The sequence below is a fragment of the Spiractinospora alimapuensis genome (genome assembly GCF_018437505.1).
GTDB lineage: Bacteria > Actinomycetota > Actinomycetes > Streptosporangiales > Streptosporangiaceae > Spiractinospora > Spiractinospora alimapuensis.
Window position 1 is genome coordinate 738,109 of the sequence record NZ_CP072467.1, and the last position, 16,801, is coordinate 754,909.

Below are 16,801 nucleotides of genomic sequence, written 5' to 3' on the forward strand. Positions count from 1 at the left end.
TGGGCTCAGGTGGGCTTGACGAGTGGGAAGAGGATGGTCTCCCGGATGTTCTTGCCGGTGAAGGCCATGAGGAGGCGGTCGATTCCGACACCGACGCCGCCGGTCGGGGGCATCGCGTACTCCAAGGCGGTCAGGAAGTCCTCGTCCAACTGCATGGCCTCCTGGTCCCCACCGGCGGCCAGCAGGGACTGCTCGGTGAGGCGACGGCGCTGCTCCACCGGATCGGTCAGCTCGGAGTAGCCGGTGCCCAGCTCCATTCCGAAGCCGATGAGGTCCCACTTCTCCGTCAGCAGGGGGTCGTGGCGGTGCTGGCGGGTGAGCGGGCTGGTCTCGACCGGGAAGTCACGGACGAAGGTGGGCTGCACCAGGTGGTGCTCGACCAGCTCCTCGAAGAGGTGTTCCACGACCTTGCCGGGCCCCCACGCCGGATCGACCGCGATGTCGCGGCCCTCGGCGTACTTGCGGAGCTGCTCCACGCTGGTGCGGGGGGTGACGTCCTCGCCGAGCGCGTCGGAGACCGACCCGTAGAGAGTCACCGACGGCCAGTCGCCCTCCAGGTCGATCTCGGAGTCCCCGTAAGGGACCACCGCCCGGCCGAACAGGGCGCGCGCGGCGTCCTGGATCAGCGTCTGGGTCAGTTCGGCGACGTCGTCGTAGTCGCTGTAGGCCTCGTAGAACTCCAGCATCGTGAACTCGGGATTGTGGGTCGAGTCCGCGCCCTCGTTGCGGAAGTTGCGGTTGATCTCGAAGACCTTCTCCACGCCTCCGACGACGAGCCGCTTGAGGTACAGCTCGGGCGCGATCCGCAGGAACAGGTCCAGGTCGTAGGCGTTGATGTGGGTGGTGAACGGCCGGGCGGTGGCGCCGCCGTGCACCTGGTGCAGCATCGGCGTCTCCACCTCCACGAAGCCCCGCCCCTGCAGGGTGTCCCGCACGGAACGCACCACGTCCGCCCGTCGATACACCATGTCCCGCGCGTCAGTGTTGGAGATGAGGTCGACGTAGCGGTGCCGTACCCGGGCCTCGGGGTCGGTCAGGCCCTTGTGCTTCTCCGGCAGCGGCCGCAGACTCTTCGCCGCCAGGGTCCAGGAGTCGGCCAGAATGCTCAGCTCGCCACGGCGGGAGGTGATCACCTCGCCGCGCACGGCGACCTGGTCCCCGAGGTCCACGTCGGACTTCCACGCCGCCAGCGACTCCTCGCCCAGGCGGTCCAGGCTCATCATGACCTGGATCTGCCCCGAGGCGTCCCGGATGGTGGCGAAGCACAGCTTGCCGCCGGTGCGGTAGAGCACGACCCGCCCGGCCAGCGAGACCCGCTCACCGGTGGCGTGATCCGCCGGGAGATCGGGGAAGCGCTCACGCACGTCTTTGACGGGTGCCGACCGCTCGACACTGACCGGGTAGGGGTCGACGCCCTCCCCACGCATCCGGTCCAGTTTCTCCCGGCGGACGCGCATTTGTTCGGGCAGCTCGGCATAGGTATCGCGGTCGGACATGGCAATGAGTGTAACGAGACGCGCACCCCGTGGGCGCCACGGCGACGGTCACCGCCCCCTGGTGCGGACCACGCCCGAGAACCGGTATGATCGCCCCCATGGGTATCCAGGCAATCGTGAGCGGCGCCGTCGCCGCCACGTCGTGCGTCTCCTTCATGGGGCGCAGGCTCCGTGCGCGGCGCGTGGCCCTGGTACGCCAGGATGCCGCCGGCGCCTGATCCCCATCACGAACGCGCGGTCTCGCGCGTGAGCGGACTCTGATCGCGCCCCGCCGCGTCCTTTCTTCGCCTCCAGGGCCACCGAGGTTCTTCCCGTCACCTCGGACAGGCCCGCAACTCCCGTGTCTCGTGCTCGACGCACCGTGGCCAGATGTCGGCCTGTCCTGACCGCCCTGTCGTGGATGGAACCCACGCAGGGGCGAAAGGACCGTCATGGCTCGACGTTCGACGCCGCGTGCCCGTCACACCGCCGCTCACCGCTCCGCCACCCCACCGCGCACTCCGTCGCCACGCCTCCCGGGTGTGCGTCCCGACCCGCGCCTGGGGCAGAACTTCCTCGTCGACCCCGCGGCCCGCCGGATGGTGCTGCGCGCCGTGGGTGACCCGCCGGACCTCGTCGTGGAGGTGGGCGCGGGCCACGGGGCGTTGACCCGGTCCCTCGCGCGCGCCACCCGCGAGCTGGTGGCCTACGAGATCGACCCACGGCTCATCGCCCCGCTGCGGGAGTCGGTGCGTGGACTCGACAACGTCACGTGTGTTCGCGGCGACTTCCTCCACTCGCGCGCGCCCAGCACACCGTTCGCGGTCGTGGGCAACATCCCCTACAACCGATCCACCGACATCGTCCGGTGGTGCCTCCGCGCCCGGCACCTGACCGCCGCCACGCTGCTCACCCAACGTGAGTTCACCCAGAAACACACTGGTGCCTACGGACGGTGGACCCAACTCAGTGTCCTGGCCTGGCCGAGGTTCGAACTGGCCGCGACGGGACGAGTCGCCCCTCGGGCGTTCCGTCCCGCCCCTCGGGTCGACTCCGCGGTCCTGCTCATCCGGCGGCGGGAGCAACCGCTGGTGGCCGCCGAGCACGCCCGCGACTACGAGGCGCTGGTACGGCTCGGCTTCACCGGCGCCGGTGGCTCCCTGGAGGCGAGCCTCTCCCGCGACCACTCCACCCGTGCCGTGCGTCGCGCGCTCACGACGGCGGGCGTGGCGCGAGGAACCGCCGTGGGGTTCGTCTCCCCCACCCAGTGGGTCACGCTGTTCACCAGCTTGCGCGCCCACGGCTGAGGAGGGAGGGCCGGCTCGGAACGCTCCCAGGGTCTCGGGTAGGTCTGGCTGCGCAATTCGCTGTCCTCGACGAACTGGAGCAGCCATGCGTACCCAGACCCACCTGAGCCGGCCCGTCAACCTCCGCGACCTCGGCGGGCACCGCACCCCGTTCGGGGTCGTGAACCCCGGGCTCGTGTACCGCACCGACGACCTGTCGGTCGCCACCCCCGACTTCGTCGACGAACTGGCCTCGCGCGACGTCACCCACGTCATCGACCTGCGTTCGGCCGAGGAGTCGGCCCACACCGGCCGCGGTCCGTTGGCCCGCCGTCGCATCGCCTACCACCACCTGCCGTTGACCGCCGGCCCCACTCCCCCGCCGCCCCCGGGCCCTCGGCAGCCGGAGGAGATGTCAGCGGACTACCAGCGGATGCTCAACCACGCCGCGGTCGAGGTGGCGACGGCCCTCAGTGTCATCGCCACGGCGCGCGGCGCGGTGGCCTTTCACTGCTCGGCCGGCAAGGACCGTACCGGCATCGTCGCCGCGATGGTGCTGTCGGCGCTGGCCGTCAGCCGCGCGGCGATCATCGCCGACTACGCGCGGACGGAGGCCGCGATGCCGGGAGTCGACCGCAGGATGGCACCGGTCCACGCCGCGGCCGGACGCGAGCCAGCCGTGGCGCACGGGCTACGCGCCCCGGCGGAGACCATGGCCCTGTTCCTCACGGCCGTGACCGGGGCACCGGGGGCGATGCCCAAGGCCCTGCAGCGGGCGGGGCTGGAGCCGGCGACGCTGCGCCGACTGCGAAGCCGACTGTTGTCCTAGTCCCGAGGCCCCCAGGCCGCGGGTCTCCCCTGCGGCCAGGGCCACCCCCGCTCCCCGCCACGCGACCCGTTGCCCGGCCCGGACCCGACGGGGACGGTCACTTCCACCCCTCCGACACGCCTCGGTCGGGGCGACCACGCCCCCACTTTTCCGGCGACCGGAGTGACCCCGCGGAGGCCCCGACCGGAGCGACGTACAGGCTGGGCGCCCCGGGCTGCGCTCCGTCCCTCACGTGGGGTCATTGGACCTTGATCTATCGGGACACCTTTACGTCGTAGATTTTCTCGTTCGAGCGGGCCGCGCAGTCTACTCACGACGTCTTTCGACACGTACTGTGGAACGGGACGTACGGCACGTCCGCCGTGCGGGAGCGACACGATCACCACGGCCACCACTCCACCGGGCGACCAGCGGCGTATGGCAACCTCGGCGGGAGAGGACGCTCGGCGTCGACCACCCCGACACCGAGGTGGGCACGCGCGGAACGTCCGGAGAGGCACCGAGTTTAGGAGACGTCATGGGAAGGGTCACCACACGCGGCAAGGTGCTGCGGATCAGGGACGGGGTTCCCGACACCCGCGTCGACACGCTGGTGGTGGAGGAGCCGCTGGAGATCCGCCTCAACGGGCGGGCGCTCACCGTGACCATGCGCACGCCCGGCAACGACTTCGACCTCGCCGTGGGCTTCCTGGTGAGCGAGGGCGTGGTGTCCCGCGAGTCCGACATCGCGGCCATCCGCTACTGCGCCGGCGCGACCGAGGACGGATACAACACCTACAACGTCCTGGACGTGGCGCTGGCCCCCGGCGTCCCCGAACCCGAGGCGACCCTGGAACGCAACTTCTACACGACGTCCTCCTGCGGACTGTGTGGGAAGGCGAGCCTGGACGCGGTGCGCACCATCGCGCCGTGGTCGGTCGCCGAGGACCCGGCACGGTTCACCCCGGAGACGCTCAGTGCGCTGCCCGACGCACTGCGGGCCGCGCAGCGGGTGTTCGACCGCACGGGAGCGCTGCACGGCGCGGGGTTGTTCACCAGCGACGGAGAACTCCTGGTCACCCGGGAGGACGTGGGTCGGCACAACGCCGTCGACAAACTCGTCGGGTGGGCGGCGCGCGAGGGGCGGCTGCCGTTGCGGGAGACGGCGCTCATGGTGTCGGGCCGTGCCTCCTTCGAACTGGTACAGAAGGCGGTGATGGCGGGGATTCCGGCCCTGACCGCGGTGTCGGCGCCCTCGTCGCTGGCTGTCGACCTCGCCCAGGAAACCGGACTGACCCTCGTCGGATTCCTGCGGGGGGCGTCGATGAACGTGTACGCGGGAGCCGAGCGGGTCGCGTTGGAGACGGCTCCCGTCGGCTGACCACCAGTCCGGACGGGCCCACGGTGCGTGCGGGAAAACCCGCGTGCACCACGGAAGTATTACGTAGTACGTTCATGAGCGCCACCAACGACGGGAGATTCTCATGACCGTGGAAGCCGTGCTGTTCGACTGGGGCGGCACACTCACCCCGTGGCTCACCGTGGACACCAGGAGGATCTGGGTCGAGGCCGCGCGCCGCGTCGACCCCGACCGGGCCGAGGAACTGGGCGGGCGACTCGCCACGGCGGACGGCGCACTGTGGCAGCGGTCCAAGGCGGAGTTCCACGCCTTCACCCAGGAGGACGTCTTCCGGGAGGCGGGGATTCCCCTCAGTACCGCCGCCCTGGACACGCTGCGCGAGGAGTGGGAACACGCGACCTTCACCGACCCGCAGGTCCCAGGGATGCTCGCCGCCCTGCGTGAACGAGGCCTGTCCGTGGGGATCCTGTCCAACACGCCCTGGCCCCGAGAGTGGCACGAGGGGTGGCTGCGCCGCGACGGCGTCCTGGACTCGTTCGACGGCTCGGTGTTCACCAGTGAGATCCCGTGGAACAAGCCACACGCGGAGGCGTTCCGGGCCGGCATGGCCGCGATCGGAGTGACACGGCCACAGTCCTGCGTCTACGTGGGGGACCGTCTCTTCGAGGATGTGTGGGGACCCCAGCAACTCGGCATGCGGGCGGTCCACATCCCGCACAGTGTGATCCCCCCGGAGCAGGGCGGGCACACCCAGGGCGTCCCGGACGCGACCATCCAGGAGCTGGCCGAACTCGCCGCTGTCCTAGACTCCTGGGCCTGAGACACTCTCGCAGCACCGCTCCTCACCCCCGAAAGGACACCCGTTGTCCCGCATTCCCAAACTGCGCCCCGAGGAACTCGACGCGCCCCAACGCGAGGTGTACGAGGAGATCGCGGGTGGGCCCCGCGCGCGGGGCCCCCGGCTGTTCGCGCTCACCGACGCCGAGGGTGGCTTGGAGGGCCCGTTCAACGCGATGCTGCTCAACCCGGCGCTCGGCGGCCCGCTGCAGCGCCTGGGCGGCGCGCTCCGGTTCTCGGGGAAGCTCAGTGACCGGAGCCGGGAACTGGTGATCCTCCTGGTGGCCGCCGCGTGGGACAGCTCATTCGAACGGACCGCGCACGAGGCGGTGGGAGCGCACGTCGGGTTGACCGCCGAGGAGATGACCACCGTCGCCGCCGGCGGGACGCCCACGTCCCTCACCGACCCCGAGGAGGTCGAGGCGCTGCGCGCCACCCGCCTCATGCTGGACAAGCGGACCCTCGACGACGAGGAGTACGCCGAACTCGTCGCGTCGCTCGGCAGGGAGCGCCTGTTCGAGGTCACCACACTCGTGGGCTACTACGGCACCCTGGCACTACAGATGCACGTGTTCGGCGTGGAGGGGTAGCCCGCGGAGGACTTTCGTGGGCCGACGAAACTCGTGCCACGAAAGCCGAACTTTTGTCCTAATCGCGATGATTTTCGTGCCCCAACGTGGTCTGATTGGTCGCACATGGACCAACGCACTGGAGGTGCTGTGAACTGGAGCCTGGAAGTCGTCGTCGTCCCCGTCTCCGACGTCGACGCCGCGAAGGACTTCTACGCCGACCGGGTGGGGTTCTCCGTCGACCACGACACCGTGATCGACGAGAACACCCGCGTGTGCCAACTGACCCCACCGGGATCGGGCTGCTCGATCGTGATCGGCCGCGGCGCCGTACCGGACATGCCACCCGGTTCACTCAAGGGGCTGCAGTTGGTCGTGTCCGACGTCCGCGCGGCGCGGGCCGAGCTGTCGGGGCGCGGCGTCGACGTCAGTGAGGTACAGGTCCTCGGAGAGAACCCGGTCCCGGGAGGCGACCCCCTGGACAACGTCGGGTTCTGCTACTTCCAGGACCCCGACGGCAACGCCTGGGCCGTCCAGCAGATCAGCGGACGCGGCTGACGGTGCGGTGCCGGGCCGGAGCTAGACGCCGGCCCGGCGCAGTCGTTCCTCGGCCTGCTCGCGCACGGCGGTAGCGCAGATCGGGCTGGCGCCGTGCAGGGCCTCCCAGCGAGCGTTGTGGGCCGCCGGCCACAGGCTCGCCGCCCACGCGACCCGCGACTCCTCGGTGTCGAAGGCACGCCCGCGCCGCTCCTGGTAGACCCGCAGGAACTCCTCCGACGCGTCGACGGAGGCCAACGTCGGCGGCGAGGCGCTGGTGAACGTTCCGCTCGCCGCACCCACCAGAGCGGCCTCGGGCTGCCAGGCCAGACTGTCCCAGTCGTGCACCACCAAGGCGTCATCGCCGTGCCAGCGAAGATTCTGCGCCTCGAAGTCGGCGTGCCCCAGGACTCGGGGAAGGTCACTGGCCAACAACCGCGCGCGTGCGCGTTCGGCCGCGTGGGTGACGTGCCCGGGAACCCGCGTTTGGTCACGGGCGTCGAGCTCCTCCACCGCCGGCCACAGACCCGGGCCGGAGTGGTCCCAACGCACCCAACGCGGGTTCGGCAGTGGGAGCACGTCCGCCTCCCCTCGCTCGTCCCCCGTCCGCGCCAGTTCGGCCATCAGCCAGGCGAAGACACCGGCGTAGCGGCCGACGACATCCGGGGAGTCACCGGACAGCAGCTCGCCACCGGGGTGTGACTCCTCGGCATGTACGGTCAGGGACCCGACGCGGAGCGCCGGCGTCAGGGGCCGGGGACAGGGGAACCCGTTCCGCGCCAGTCGGTCCTGCGCGGCGACGCACGACACCACCCGTCCGCCGTCCTCGCGCGCCTTGACCACGACCTCGCGCCCGTCGGCCAAGCGCAGGCCCCACACCGTCGACATTCGGCGCGGCTCGAACAGGACACGTGCCGGCTTCACGCCAACATTTCGCACACACCACTCGGTGAGCCAGGTGGGCAGCGTTCCGGTCGCCACACCGCGAATTGTGCCACGCGCCGTTCCGAACGGAAACGACCCAAAGAGACCCGAGAGCGTTTGTCCGGTGGGGCGATCATTTCCCTGAGATCCACGGAAGGCGGCGTAGCGAAGGCGCGAATTCCCGGAATGAATCACGCTCCGCGTGGCCCTCCACGTGGCCGCTTCGGTTGGGCCTCTGCGGCGCTGGACCTCATAGGTCGCAGGGCAGGGGCCTGTTCTTGGAGTTGGATGGAGTAAGGGCGCTGGCGGCACACTCAAGCGGTCGTCCGGTCGTTTCGAGCCCACTTGCGCCGAATAGGCCGTCATCGCCGCGACCATGCCCGCAAACACGTAAGAAATCAGGGACCGTTTCCCGCCGGTCGTCGCGTGGGCCCATTGCCATTCCGTGGTGCGCTGAGCGACAATCGGGGCCGCCCGCGGGGTAGGAAGCCCAGCGAGAGGCGCGCGCCACGGCAAAGGAGTGTCGGGTATGGCGGAAGGTGAACTGACCGTCGGCGTCATCAAGGAGCACCGGCCCGGCGAGCAGCGGGTTTCCTTGGTTCCCGAGACCATCGAGACGCTGCGCGCCACGGGTGCGCGCGTGGCGGTGGAGACCGGTGCGGGTGTGGGCGCCCGCTACTCCGATCACGACTACACCAAGGCCGGCGCCGCCGTGGTTCCCGGCGACGAACTCGCTGCGAGCTGCGACGTCCTGCTCTGCGTGTACCGACCGGAGGCGGAGTTCCTCCGCAAGCTGTCCGCCGGCACGACGGTGATCGCACTACATGGGATGCGGGCCGACCCCGACCTCCTGACCGACGTCGCGGCCAACCGGACCACGATGATCAGCCTTGAGCGGCTTCCCCGTCAGCTCAGTCGTGCCCAGGCGATGGACGCCCTGAGCTCCCAGGCGAATGTCGCCGGCTACAAGGCCGCCCTCGTCGCGGCCAACGCCTAGACCGGTACTTCCCACTGTTGATGACCGCGGCCGGCGTCGCCCGTCCCGCGCAGATGCTGGTCCTGGGCGCTGGGGTGGCCGGCCTGCAGGCCATCGCGACGGCGCGGCGGCTCGGCGCGCAGCTCACCGCCTACGACGTGCGCCCCGCGGCGCGGGAGGAGATCGCGTCGTTGGGAGCGTCGGTGTTGAAGCTGCCCGGGGTGGACTCCGCCGTCGGCGCCGGTGGCTACGCGCGGGCCCTCACCGACGACGAACGCCAGGCACAGCAGGACGCCCTGGTCGAGTCGGTGGCCCGGTTCGACGTGGTGGTCACGGCCGCCCAGACCCCGGGGACGCGGCCTCCGGTGTTGCTTCCCCGCTCCGCGGTCGAGCGGCTGCGGCCCGGTGCCGTGGTGGTCGACGCGGCCGCGGGACCGCTCGGCGGAAACGTCGAGGGACTCGTGGTCGGCGGCGAGGCGATGACCACGACCACGACCGACGAAGGGGTGACCGTGATCGCCGCGCCGAACCTGCCGGCCACAGTGCCCCGAGCTTCCTCCGACGCCTACGCCCGCAACATGAGCGCACTACTAGGACATCTCGTGCGGGACGGAACGCTCACGGTGGACCTCAGCGACGAGATCACCGGCGCGATCACCCTCACGCACGACGGGGAGGTACGGGATCCCACCGGTTCACCGCCCGCGCCGCCTCCCGACGCGACGCCGGACGACGAGACACGGGAGGTGTCGTGACCACTCAGCTCCTCACCGACCTGACGATCTTCGTGCTGGCGCTCCTCGTCGGATTCGAGGTCATCAGCAAGGTGCCGGCCACCCTGCACACCCCTCTGATGTCGGCGGCCAACGCGATCCACGGCGTCATCCTCGTCGGGGCGATGATCATCGCTCTCACCGCTGACACCGTCGTCGGCTACGTGCTGTTGTTCCTCGCGGCGGTGTTCGCCTCCGCCAACGTCGTGGGCGGCTACGCCGTGACCGGGCGCATGCTCGCCATGTTCCGCAGGCCCCAGGTCCGCGCGGTGCCCGACAGCGCGGCCGACCAGGCCGACCACGTCGAGGAGGGCCGCTCGTGACGCCCGGCTCCGGCCCGGCCCCACCGGTCGGGGCCACGGGCGTTCGGCACGGCGTTGACGCGGCGCCGCGTCACCAGGCGGGGTGTCGCGTCGCCGTCCGGGACGGTCAGTGCGTCCGGCGGAACGAAACCTCCCACCAGCGCGGCGGGCGCGTCCCCGCCACCGGTCCCGCCGCGCGGGACGTTCGTTACCCTCCCCGCCGCAGGGCGGGGACTTCCGCGGAGGTGTCGCGATGACCGTCGCCGAGGTCGTGATCCGGTTGGTCTATCTGGCCGCGGCCACCAGTTTCGTCATGGGACTGCACCTGATGAACTCCCCGGCCAGCGCGAAACGCGGCAACGCGTTCGCCGCCGCGGGGATGACGGCCGCGGTCGCGGCCACGCTCATCCTGCTGGTCGCCGAGGGGACGGTGACCATCACCGGGTGGATCGTCCTCGCCGTGGGTGCGGCGACGGGGAGTCTCGCCGGACTCTACTGGGCGCGCTCGGTCCCGATGACGGCGATGCCGCAGCTCGTCAGCCTGTTCAACGCCGTTGGTGGCGGTGCCGCCGCGGTGGTGGGCATCGACCACTTCCTCCACCTCACCGGGGACGAGGCCGGTTACGCCGCGACCGCCGTGGCGGTGTTCCTGGACGTACTGATCGGCGCGGTCGCGTTCTCGGGGTCGCTGGTGGCGGCCGGCAAGCTGCAGGGCTGGATCTCCGGCTCGCCCATCGCGTTCCCGGGCCACACGTGGGTGAACGCGGCGCTCGCCATCGGGATACTCGTGGCCGGTGGGTTCCTCGTCGCGGGCGCCCCCAGCCCCGGAGTGCTGTTCCTGATCACCGTGGCGGCGCTGGTGTTGGGCGTGCTGTTCGTGCTGCCCATCGGCGGGGCGGACATGCCGGTCGTGGTGTCCCTGCTCAACGCCGCTACGGGACTCGCCGTCGCCATGGCGGGCTTCGTCCTGGCCAACGAGATGCTCATCATCGCCGGAGCCCTCGTGGGAGCCTCGGGCAGCATCCTCACCAAGCTGATGGCCGACGCGATGAACCGTCCCCTCACCGCTATCGTCGCCGGCGGATTCGGTACCGGCGATACCCAGGCACTGCCCACCGGTGACGCCGGCCAGGTGCAGACGATCGCGGCGGACGACGCCGCGATCCGCCTCGCCTACGCCAACCGCGTCATCATCGTCCCGGGCTACGGTCTCGCCGCGGCCCAGGCCCAGCACGAACTCCGGGAGCTCGCGGGACTCCTGGAGGAGGGCGGGGTGCACGTCACCTACGCCATCCATCCGGTCGCCGGCCGCATGCCCGGGCACATGAACGTGCTCCTGGCGGAGGCGAAGGTGCCCTACGAGCAGATGAAGGAGATGGACGAGGTCAACCCGGAGTTCCCTCGCGCCGACGTCGCGCTGGTGGTGGGCGCCAACGACGTCACCAACCCCGCGGCGCGCAACCCGGGGAGCCCGATCTCCGGGATGCCGATCCTCGACGTGGACCAGGCCGAGACGGTGATCGTCATCAAGCGTTCGCTGGGGTCGGGCTACGCCGGGATCGACAACGAGCTGTACACGAACCCACGTACGCACATGTTCCTCGCCGACGCCGCGACGGCCCTGTCGCAGTTGGGCGCGGCGGTCAAGACGTTCGTGCGGTGAGTTCGGCCCGCCGGGCCGAACGGCGCAGGATCGCGACCATCTCCAGGACCTGCTGGGGTGGGCGTGGTCGACGCACCGCGTAGATCTCGCGTTCCAGGCCCGGCCCCTCGAGGGGCCGGGCGACCCAGCCGACGGACGGTGACTCGCGCAGCACCGTCTCGGGGATGAGGCTCACCCCCAAGCCGGCGCGGACCAGGGCGAGGGTGACCTCGTAGTCGGCCGTCTCGAACGCGACGCTGAGGCGCACGCCGGCCGCGTCGGCGGCGTCCTCCAGGGTGACCCGGTTGAAGACCCCCGGTGCGCCGCAGATCCATTCGTCCTCGGCCAGGTCAGCGAGGGACACCTGATTGGTGTCGGCCGCGGGGTGGTCCTCGGGCAGGACCACCAGCAGTGGGTCGACCAGGAGGGGCTCGCGCCGGAGTCCCGACGCCGCGGGCAGGGGGGTGCCCGGGTAGCGGTGGGTGATGAGGAGGTCGAGGTCGGCGGACGTCACCAGGTCGTAGCCCTGAGGTGGTTCGATGTCCTGCAGCGCGAGGCGGACCTGGGGGTGCGCGGCGGTGAAGGTGGCGAGCGCGGCGGGAACGAGGGTCTTGGCGGCGCTCGCGAACGCGCCCATCGCCAGCCGGCGGGTCGCGGCCCCGGCCTCCTCTCGCACCGCCGACCGCGCGTCGCGCAGTTCGCCCAACACCCGTTCGGCGCGCTCGAGCAGGACTTGGCCGGCCGACGTCAGGCGGAACACGCCCCGGCCGCGTTCCACGAGGACACACCCCGCTTCCTGCTCCAGCTTGGCCAACTGCTGGGACACTGCGGGCGGGGTGAAGGACAGCCGCCGCGCGGCGGCCGTCACCGAGCCCGCTCGGGCGATCTCCACGAACACCCGCAACCGGTTCGCGTCCACGGCCCCTCCCCTCTCGCCCGCTCTCGGGCAGCGTTGGGCACCTCACCGATGGGGGTGGTCGACGACGTCAGCGTGAAGACAGCCCTGAGAAAGCTGTTAAGAGACACTTCACGTGGCTTAGCAATCGCAACTTCAGCTTAACGCCGAGGTGCGGCAGAGTGGGCCTATGACCGTCAACGCGCCCGACCTGGCCCACATCGACGTCCCCGCGGCCCAGCACCGCGTCTCCGAGCACATCCGCCGCACCCCCGTGTTGCGTGCGCGACTGGAGGGCCGGGACGTTCTGTTCAAGCTGGAGCACCTGCAGCTCACCGGGGCGTTCAAGATCCGAGGGGCGCTCAACGCGCTGTTGGCCATGCGGGACCGGCGCGGTCTGCCGGACCTGGTCGTCACGGCATCCGGTGGGAACCACGGTCTCGCCGTGGCCACGGCCGCCGCGCTGCTGGGGATCCGCGCCGAGGTGTACGTGCCGGAGTCGGTGCCGGAGGCCAAGGCGGCCCGGCTGGAATCCAGTGGGGCGGCGCTGGTGCGCGTGGGTGATCACTACGCGCAGGCCGCCGCCGCGGCTCGGGACCGCGCCGTCGCCGTGGACGCGCCCTACGTTCACGCCTACGACGACCCGGACGTCGTCTCCGGTCAGGGCACGGTGGCCGCCGAGATCGTCCAGGACGTCCCGGAGTGTGACGGGATCGCCGCCGCGGTCGGCGGGGCGGGGCTCATCGCCGGCATCACCGCGGGGGCGCCGCACCTCACGATCACCGGGGTCGAACCCGAGGGCTGCCAGAGCCTGCACGCCGCGCTGGCCGCCGGGCACCCGGTCGACAGCCCGGTCGACTCGGTCGCCTCCTCCGCTCTGGGCGCGACCCGCGTCGGGGAGACCCCCTTCGCGGTCCTGCGCTCACGCCCGCCGCGTTCGGTACTGGTGGCCGACTCCGAGATCATCTCCGCCCGCAACCGCCTGTGGGAGGAGTTCCGGATCGCCGTCGAACCCGCGGCCGCCGCGCCCTTCGCCGCCTGGCTCGCCGGAACCGTCCCCGGGGACCTCCCTTGCCTGGTGATGTGCGGCGCCAACAGCACCTGGACTCCCACCGACCCGGCCTCGGGCACGAAGTAGGGGCCGCGGGTGCGCTGAGGAGGTCCGCGGCACGCGAGGGCGCGACGCCGCGGGCCCTCCTTCTGTCAGTTCGCCCCCCGACGCCGAGCCGCCCCACTCCCACCCGTCGGTGCGAATCGGGCGGCCATGGGGCCCGCACTTCGGTGTCGGAACCGACCTCCCCACGGTGCGCCCCCTGTTCCGTCGCCGGTCCGTCACCTTGGGGCCTGCCCTTTCGTCCGGCCGCATCCGGGGAGCAGCCGGTTCAACAGGTGTCCGCAGCCTCCTCTTGTCTGCACGCGTGTCGAATCCATCTCTAACCCGTGCGTGGCCACGTCACTGCCAGCCGGTGCGGTGCTAGTGGGTGTCCACCCCCAGCAGGGAGAGGAGTCGGGCGCGCAGGGCGACGAAGTCGGGGGTGGCTCGGTCCCTGGGGCGGTCGAGGGGGACGGGGACGTCGTCGCCGATGGTGCCGTCGCGCATGACGAGGACACGGTCGGCGAGGAGCACGGCCTCCTCCACGTCGTGGGTGACCAGTACGACGGCGCATCCGTGGCGTTGCCAGAGTTCGGCGACCAGGTCCTGGGCGGTGATGCGGGTCAGGGCGTCCAGGGCGGAGAACGGTTCGTCGAGGAGCAGGAGGTCGGGGTCACGCACGAGGGCGCGGGCGAGGGCGGCGCGCTGGGCCTCTCCGCCCGAGAGCACCTTGGGCCACACGTCGGTTCGGTGCCCCAGGCCGACCTCCGCCAGGGCACGCTCGGCGCGGGCGCGATCCGGCCGGCCTGGCAGGCCCAGGACGACGTTGCGCCACACGCGCTTCCACGGCACGAGGCGTGGGTTCTGGAATCCGACGGCGCGCCGGCGGGCGACGGTGACGTCCCCCTCGATGTCGCGGTCCAGGTCGGCGAGGACTCGGAGCAGTGTGGACTTGCCGCAGCCGCTGGCGCCGAGCAGGGCGACGAACTCTCCGGCCTCGACGGTCAGGTCGAGGCGGTCGATGACGGCGCGTTGGTCGAAGGCGCGGGTGAGGCCCCGTACGTCGATCACCGGGTAGGTCAGTTTCCGCTGAATGCCGGACGCCATGCGAGCAGCACCCTCTCCAGGAGTCGGACGATGTGGTCGGCCAACAGGCCGAGCAGGGCGTACAGGGTGAGGCAGACGACGATGACGTCGGTCTGGAAGAACTCCCTGGCGTTGTTCATCAGGTATCCGATGCCGGAGGTGGCGTTGATGGTCTCGCCGAAGACCAGCGCCAACCAGGCCGAGCCGAGGGAGAACCGGAGCCCGACCAGCGCGCTGGGCATCGCGCCGGGCAGGACGATGTGGCGCACGGTGCCGAACCAGCCCAGTCCCAGGGTGCGTCCCGCCTCGATGAGGCTGGCGTCGACGTTGCGGATCCCGCCGTAGATGTTCATGTACAGCGGGAAGGTGACGGTGAGCGCGATGAGCGCGATCTTGGGCTCCTCACCGATTCCGAACCAGATGATGAGCAGCGGGATCAGGCCGATGGTGGGAACGGTGCGCAGCATCTGCACGGGCGCGTCGATGAGATCCTCGCCGAGGCGGAACAACCCGGCGAGGGTGGCGAGCACGACGGCGGTGAGCGCGCCCAGGGCGAGGCCGGCGAGGACCCGCAGCAGGGAGGTGACCACCGCGTCCTGGAGTTCGCCCGTCGCGGCCAGGTCCCTCGCCGTGGTCGCGATGACGGTGGGCCCGGCGAGCACGTCGGCGGGCAACCAACCCACGACGCTGGCGAGCTGCCACAGGAGGAGGAGTCCCAACGGGCTGAGCGTCTTGACCAGCCATCGGGGGACACGACGGCGTGTCTCGGCCACGCTGCGCAGCTGCTCGACGGCCGGAGCGTCGGTCTCCGGAGTCTGGGGCGGGCCCGGTTCGTGGGCGGGTGATTCGTGCTGGTCGCCTGACCTCGTGTCGGTGGCGGCTGTCCCGGACGCGCGGTCGTGCGGGACGGAGGTCGGGTCGGTTTCCTTGGACAGGGATTTCCGGTTCACCGGGCTCCCCCGGCGGGAGTCCCGGCCGTCCGGTCGGGACGGAACCCGATCGGTGGCGTACGCATCGTGTGCTTCCTCGCGGTCGCTTCGTGGCCGCGCCTGGGCGGGCGGCCCTCAGAGGCGCGTCGGGTGGTGTCGTTGGGGTCGAGCGGGCTCAGGAGGTGCGGCGCCCGGCGCCGCGTGGGCCCGAGCGGGTCAGTCGGCCGCGCCGTCGTCCGCCGCCGGCGCCTCCTCCGCGACGTACTCGGCGAGGTCCAGGTCGCGGTCGGGCAGGACGTCCCCGTCGACCCAGGTGGCGTAGGTGTCCTCGAGGGACTCGGCGAGGTCGGTGTCGACCCCGATGCGGTGGTAGTCGGTGTTGGAGTCCGCGACGCGCTCGGCGACGTCGACGCTCTGGCCGGCGAAGTCGGCGTAGAACTCGACGAACTCCTCGGGGTTGTCCCGGCCCCAGGCGTATCCGGCGTCGACGCGTGCGGAGTAGTCGGCCATCGCCTCAACCAGCAGTGGGTCGTCCAACGCGTCGTCGGTGGCGCTGAGGAGGTAGAGGCCGGGCAGCAGGTCCTCGCCGTCGACCAGGACCCGTGCTCCCTGTTCGCCCTGCGCGCGGGCGAGGTAAACGTTCCAGGTGGCCCAGGCGTCGAGCTCGCCGGCGGAGAACGCCGCGCCCGCGTCGACCGGGGCGAGGAACGTCGGCTCGACGGAGTCCGGTTCGAGGCCCTCCTCGTCGACGGCCCGTAGGAGCAGGAAGTGGGCGATGCTGCCGCGGGTGGAGGGGGAGACCTCTCCCCCGGCGAGGTCGGCAAGGGACTCCGCGGAACTGTCCTCGGGCACGACGAGCGCGGTGCCCTTGCCGTTGTTCGACCAGGCCGCGAAGACCTGGATCCAGGAGCCGCCGGCGATCGCGCTCACCGTCGGGGCGTCGGCCGCGCCGCCGATGTCGATCGCGCCGGCCATGAGCGCCTCGTGCAGGTTGACGGCCGCGGCGTACTCCGACCACTCGATCTCGTAGGGAACGTCGTCGAGGAGACCAGCCTCCTCCAGGAGTGCCTGGGTGTTTCCCGTCTGGTCGCCCACGCGCAGGGACACCTGGGAGAGGTCGTCGGCCACGGACTCGGCGGGCCCGCCACAGGCGGAGGCCGCGATCAATACGGCGATGGCGGACGCCACGATCTTGGGCCTGGTGTGGAGGGGCATCGTTTCGCTCCTGGCGAGTGTGGTCGGGAGGACACGGGACATGCAGTGCATCCCACACTGCAAGCGACTAATCCCGCAATATAGTAATCCCTAC

At 71.0% G+C, this 16,801-nt stretch carries 17 protein-coding genes; 11 read left to right on the plus strand and 6 right to left on the minus strand.

All coding sequences use genetic code 11. The features are described 5' to 3' along the window. Positions 1 to 5 precede the first annotated feature (5 nt). Positions 6 to 1,496, minus strand: coding sequence for a bifunctional lysylphosphatidylglycerol synthetase/lysine--tRNA ligase LysX (gene lysX, locus J4H86_RS03455; protein ID WP_236541984.1), 1,491 nt, complete (start codon positions 1,494 to 1,496; stop codon positions 6 to 8). 431 nt (positions 1,497 to 1,927) lie between these two features. On the opposite strand from lysX, the gene erm reads away from it, so the two are divergent. From erm to J4H86_RS03485, 6 genes are all read left to right on the plus strand, one after another. Next, complete coding sequence (gene erm / locus J4H86_RS03460) at positions 1,928 to 2,782, plus strand: 23S ribosomal RNA methyltransferase Erm (protein ID WP_236541985.1); 855 nt, start codon at positions 1,928 to 1,930, stop codon at positions 2,780 to 2,782. 85 nt (positions 2,783 to 2,867) lie between these two features. Next, positions 2,868 to 3,590 (plus strand): tyrosine-protein phosphatase, encoded by a 723-nt coding sequence (locus J4H86_RS03465; RefSeq protein ID WP_236541987.1) that lies wholly within the window; start codon positions 2,868 to 2,870, stop codon positions 3,588 to 3,590. Positions 3,591 to 4,107: 517 nt separating this feature from the next. After that, the gene (gene fdhD, locus J4H86_RS03470; RefSeq protein ID WP_236541989.1) at positions 4,108 to 4,950 is read left to right on the plus strand and encodes a formate dehydrogenase accessory sulfurtransferase FdhD; all 843 of its coding nucleotides are present in this window, start codon (positions 4,108 to 4,110) and stop codon (positions 4,948 to 4,950) included. 103 nt (positions 4,951 to 5,053) lie between these two features. After that, complete coding sequence (locus tag J4H86_RS03475) at positions 5,054 to 5,749, plus strand: HAD family hydrolase (protein ID WP_236541990.1); 696 nt, start codon at positions 5,054 to 5,056, stop codon at positions 5,747 to 5,749. 43 nt (positions 5,750 to 5,792) lie between these two features. After that, positions 5,793 to 6,356: a carboxymuconolactone decarboxylase family protein gene (locus tag J4H86_RS03480; protein ID WP_236541992.1), complete on the plus strand. Its 564-nt coding sequence runs from the start codon at positions 5,793 to 5,795 to the stop codon at positions 6,354 to 6,356. 129 nt (positions 6,357 to 6,485) lie between these two features. After that, on the plus strand, positions 6,486 to 6,893 hold the full coding sequence (locus J4H86_RS03485; protein WP_236541994.1) for a VOC family protein: 408 nt from the start codon (positions 6,486 to 6,488) through the stop codon (positions 6,891 to 6,893). A gap of 21 nt (positions 6,894 to 6,914) precedes the next feature. Here the strand turns inward: J4H86_RS03485 and J4H86_RS03490 are convergent, their stop codons facing one another. After that, positions 6,915 to 7,853 (minus strand): phosphotransferase, encoded by a 939-nt coding sequence (locus J4H86_RS03490; RefSeq protein WP_236541996.1) that lies wholly within the window; start codon positions 7,851 to 7,853, stop codon positions 6,915 to 6,917. A 472-nt stretch (positions 7,854 to 8,325) separates the two neighbouring features. Between J4H86_RS03490 and J4H86_RS03495 the strand changes: the two genes are divergently transcribed. The 4 genes from J4H86_RS03495 (at position 8,326) to J4H86_RS03510 (ending at position 11,510) form a co-directional block, all read left to right on the plus strand. Continuing rightward, a complete protein-coding gene (locus tag J4H86_RS03495; RefSeq protein WP_236541998.1) occupies positions 8,326 to 8,793 on the plus strand; it encodes a Rossmann-fold NAD(P)-binding domain-containing protein in 468 nt (155 codons plus the stop codon). Positions 8,794 to 8,813: 20 nt separating this feature from the next. Then, positions 8,814 to 9,527, plus strand: a complete 714-nt coding sequence (locus J4H86_RS03500) for a Rossmann-fold NAD(P)-binding domain-containing protein (protein WP_236542000.1) — start codon at positions 8,814 to 8,816, stop codon at positions 9,525 to 9,527. Further along, positions 9,524 to 9,868 (plus strand): NAD(P) transhydrogenase subunit alpha, encoded by a 345-nt coding sequence (locus J4H86_RS03505; protein WP_236542002.1) that lies wholly within the window; start codon positions 9,524 to 9,526, stop codon positions 9,866 to 9,868. Before J4H86_RS03500 ends, J4H86_RS03505 begins: the two co-directional genes overlap by 4 nt. Before the next feature lie 232 nt (positions 9,869 to 10,100). Next, complete coding sequence (locus tag J4H86_RS03510; protein WP_236542004.1) at positions 10,101 to 11,510, plus strand: NAD(P)(+) transhydrogenase (Re/Si-specific) subunit beta; 1,410 nt, start codon at positions 10,101 to 10,103, stop codon at positions 11,508 to 11,510. On the opposite strand, the gene J4H86_RS03515 is transcribed toward J4H86_RS03510, so the two are convergent. Continuing rightward, complete coding sequence (locus J4H86_RS03515; protein WP_236542006.1) at positions 11,491 to 12,408, minus strand: LysR family transcriptional regulator; 918 nt, start codon at positions 12,406 to 12,408, stop codon at positions 11,491 to 11,493. The genes J4H86_RS03510 and J4H86_RS03515 overlap by 20 nt on opposite strands. Before the next feature lie 166 nt (positions 12,409 to 12,574). On the opposite strand from J4H86_RS03515, the gene J4H86_RS03520 reads away from it, so the two are divergent. Continuing rightward, positions 12,575 to 13,522, plus strand: a complete 948-nt coding sequence (locus J4H86_RS03520) for a serine/threonine dehydratase (protein WP_236542007.1) — start codon at positions 12,575 to 12,577, stop codon at positions 13,520 to 13,522. 336 nt (positions 13,523 to 13,858) lie between these two features. Here J4H86_RS03520 and J4H86_RS03525 read toward each other — a convergent pair whose 3' ends face one another. From J4H86_RS03525 to J4H86_RS03535, 3 genes are all read right to left on the minus strand, one after another. After that, complete coding sequence (locus J4H86_RS03525) at positions 13,859 to 14,584, minus strand: ABC transporter ATP-binding protein (RefSeq protein ID WP_236542009.1); 726 nt, start codon at positions 14,582 to 14,584, stop codon at positions 13,859 to 13,861. Continuing rightward, on the minus strand, positions 14,557 to 15,513 hold the full coding sequence (locus J4H86_RS03530; RefSeq protein ID WP_236542012.1) for an ABC transporter permease: 957 nt from the start codon (positions 15,511 to 15,513) through the stop codon (positions 14,557 to 14,559). The genes J4H86_RS03525 and J4H86_RS03530 overlap by 28 nt, the downstream gene beginning before the upstream one ends. A 195-nt stretch (positions 15,514 to 15,708) precedes the next feature. Next, on the minus strand, positions 15,709 to 16,707 hold the full coding sequence (locus tag J4H86_RS03535) for an ABC transporter substrate-binding protein (RefSeq protein WP_236542013.1): 999 nt from the start codon (positions 16,705 to 16,707) through the stop codon (positions 15,709 to 15,711). Positions 16,708 to 16,801 lie beyond the last annotated feature (94 nt).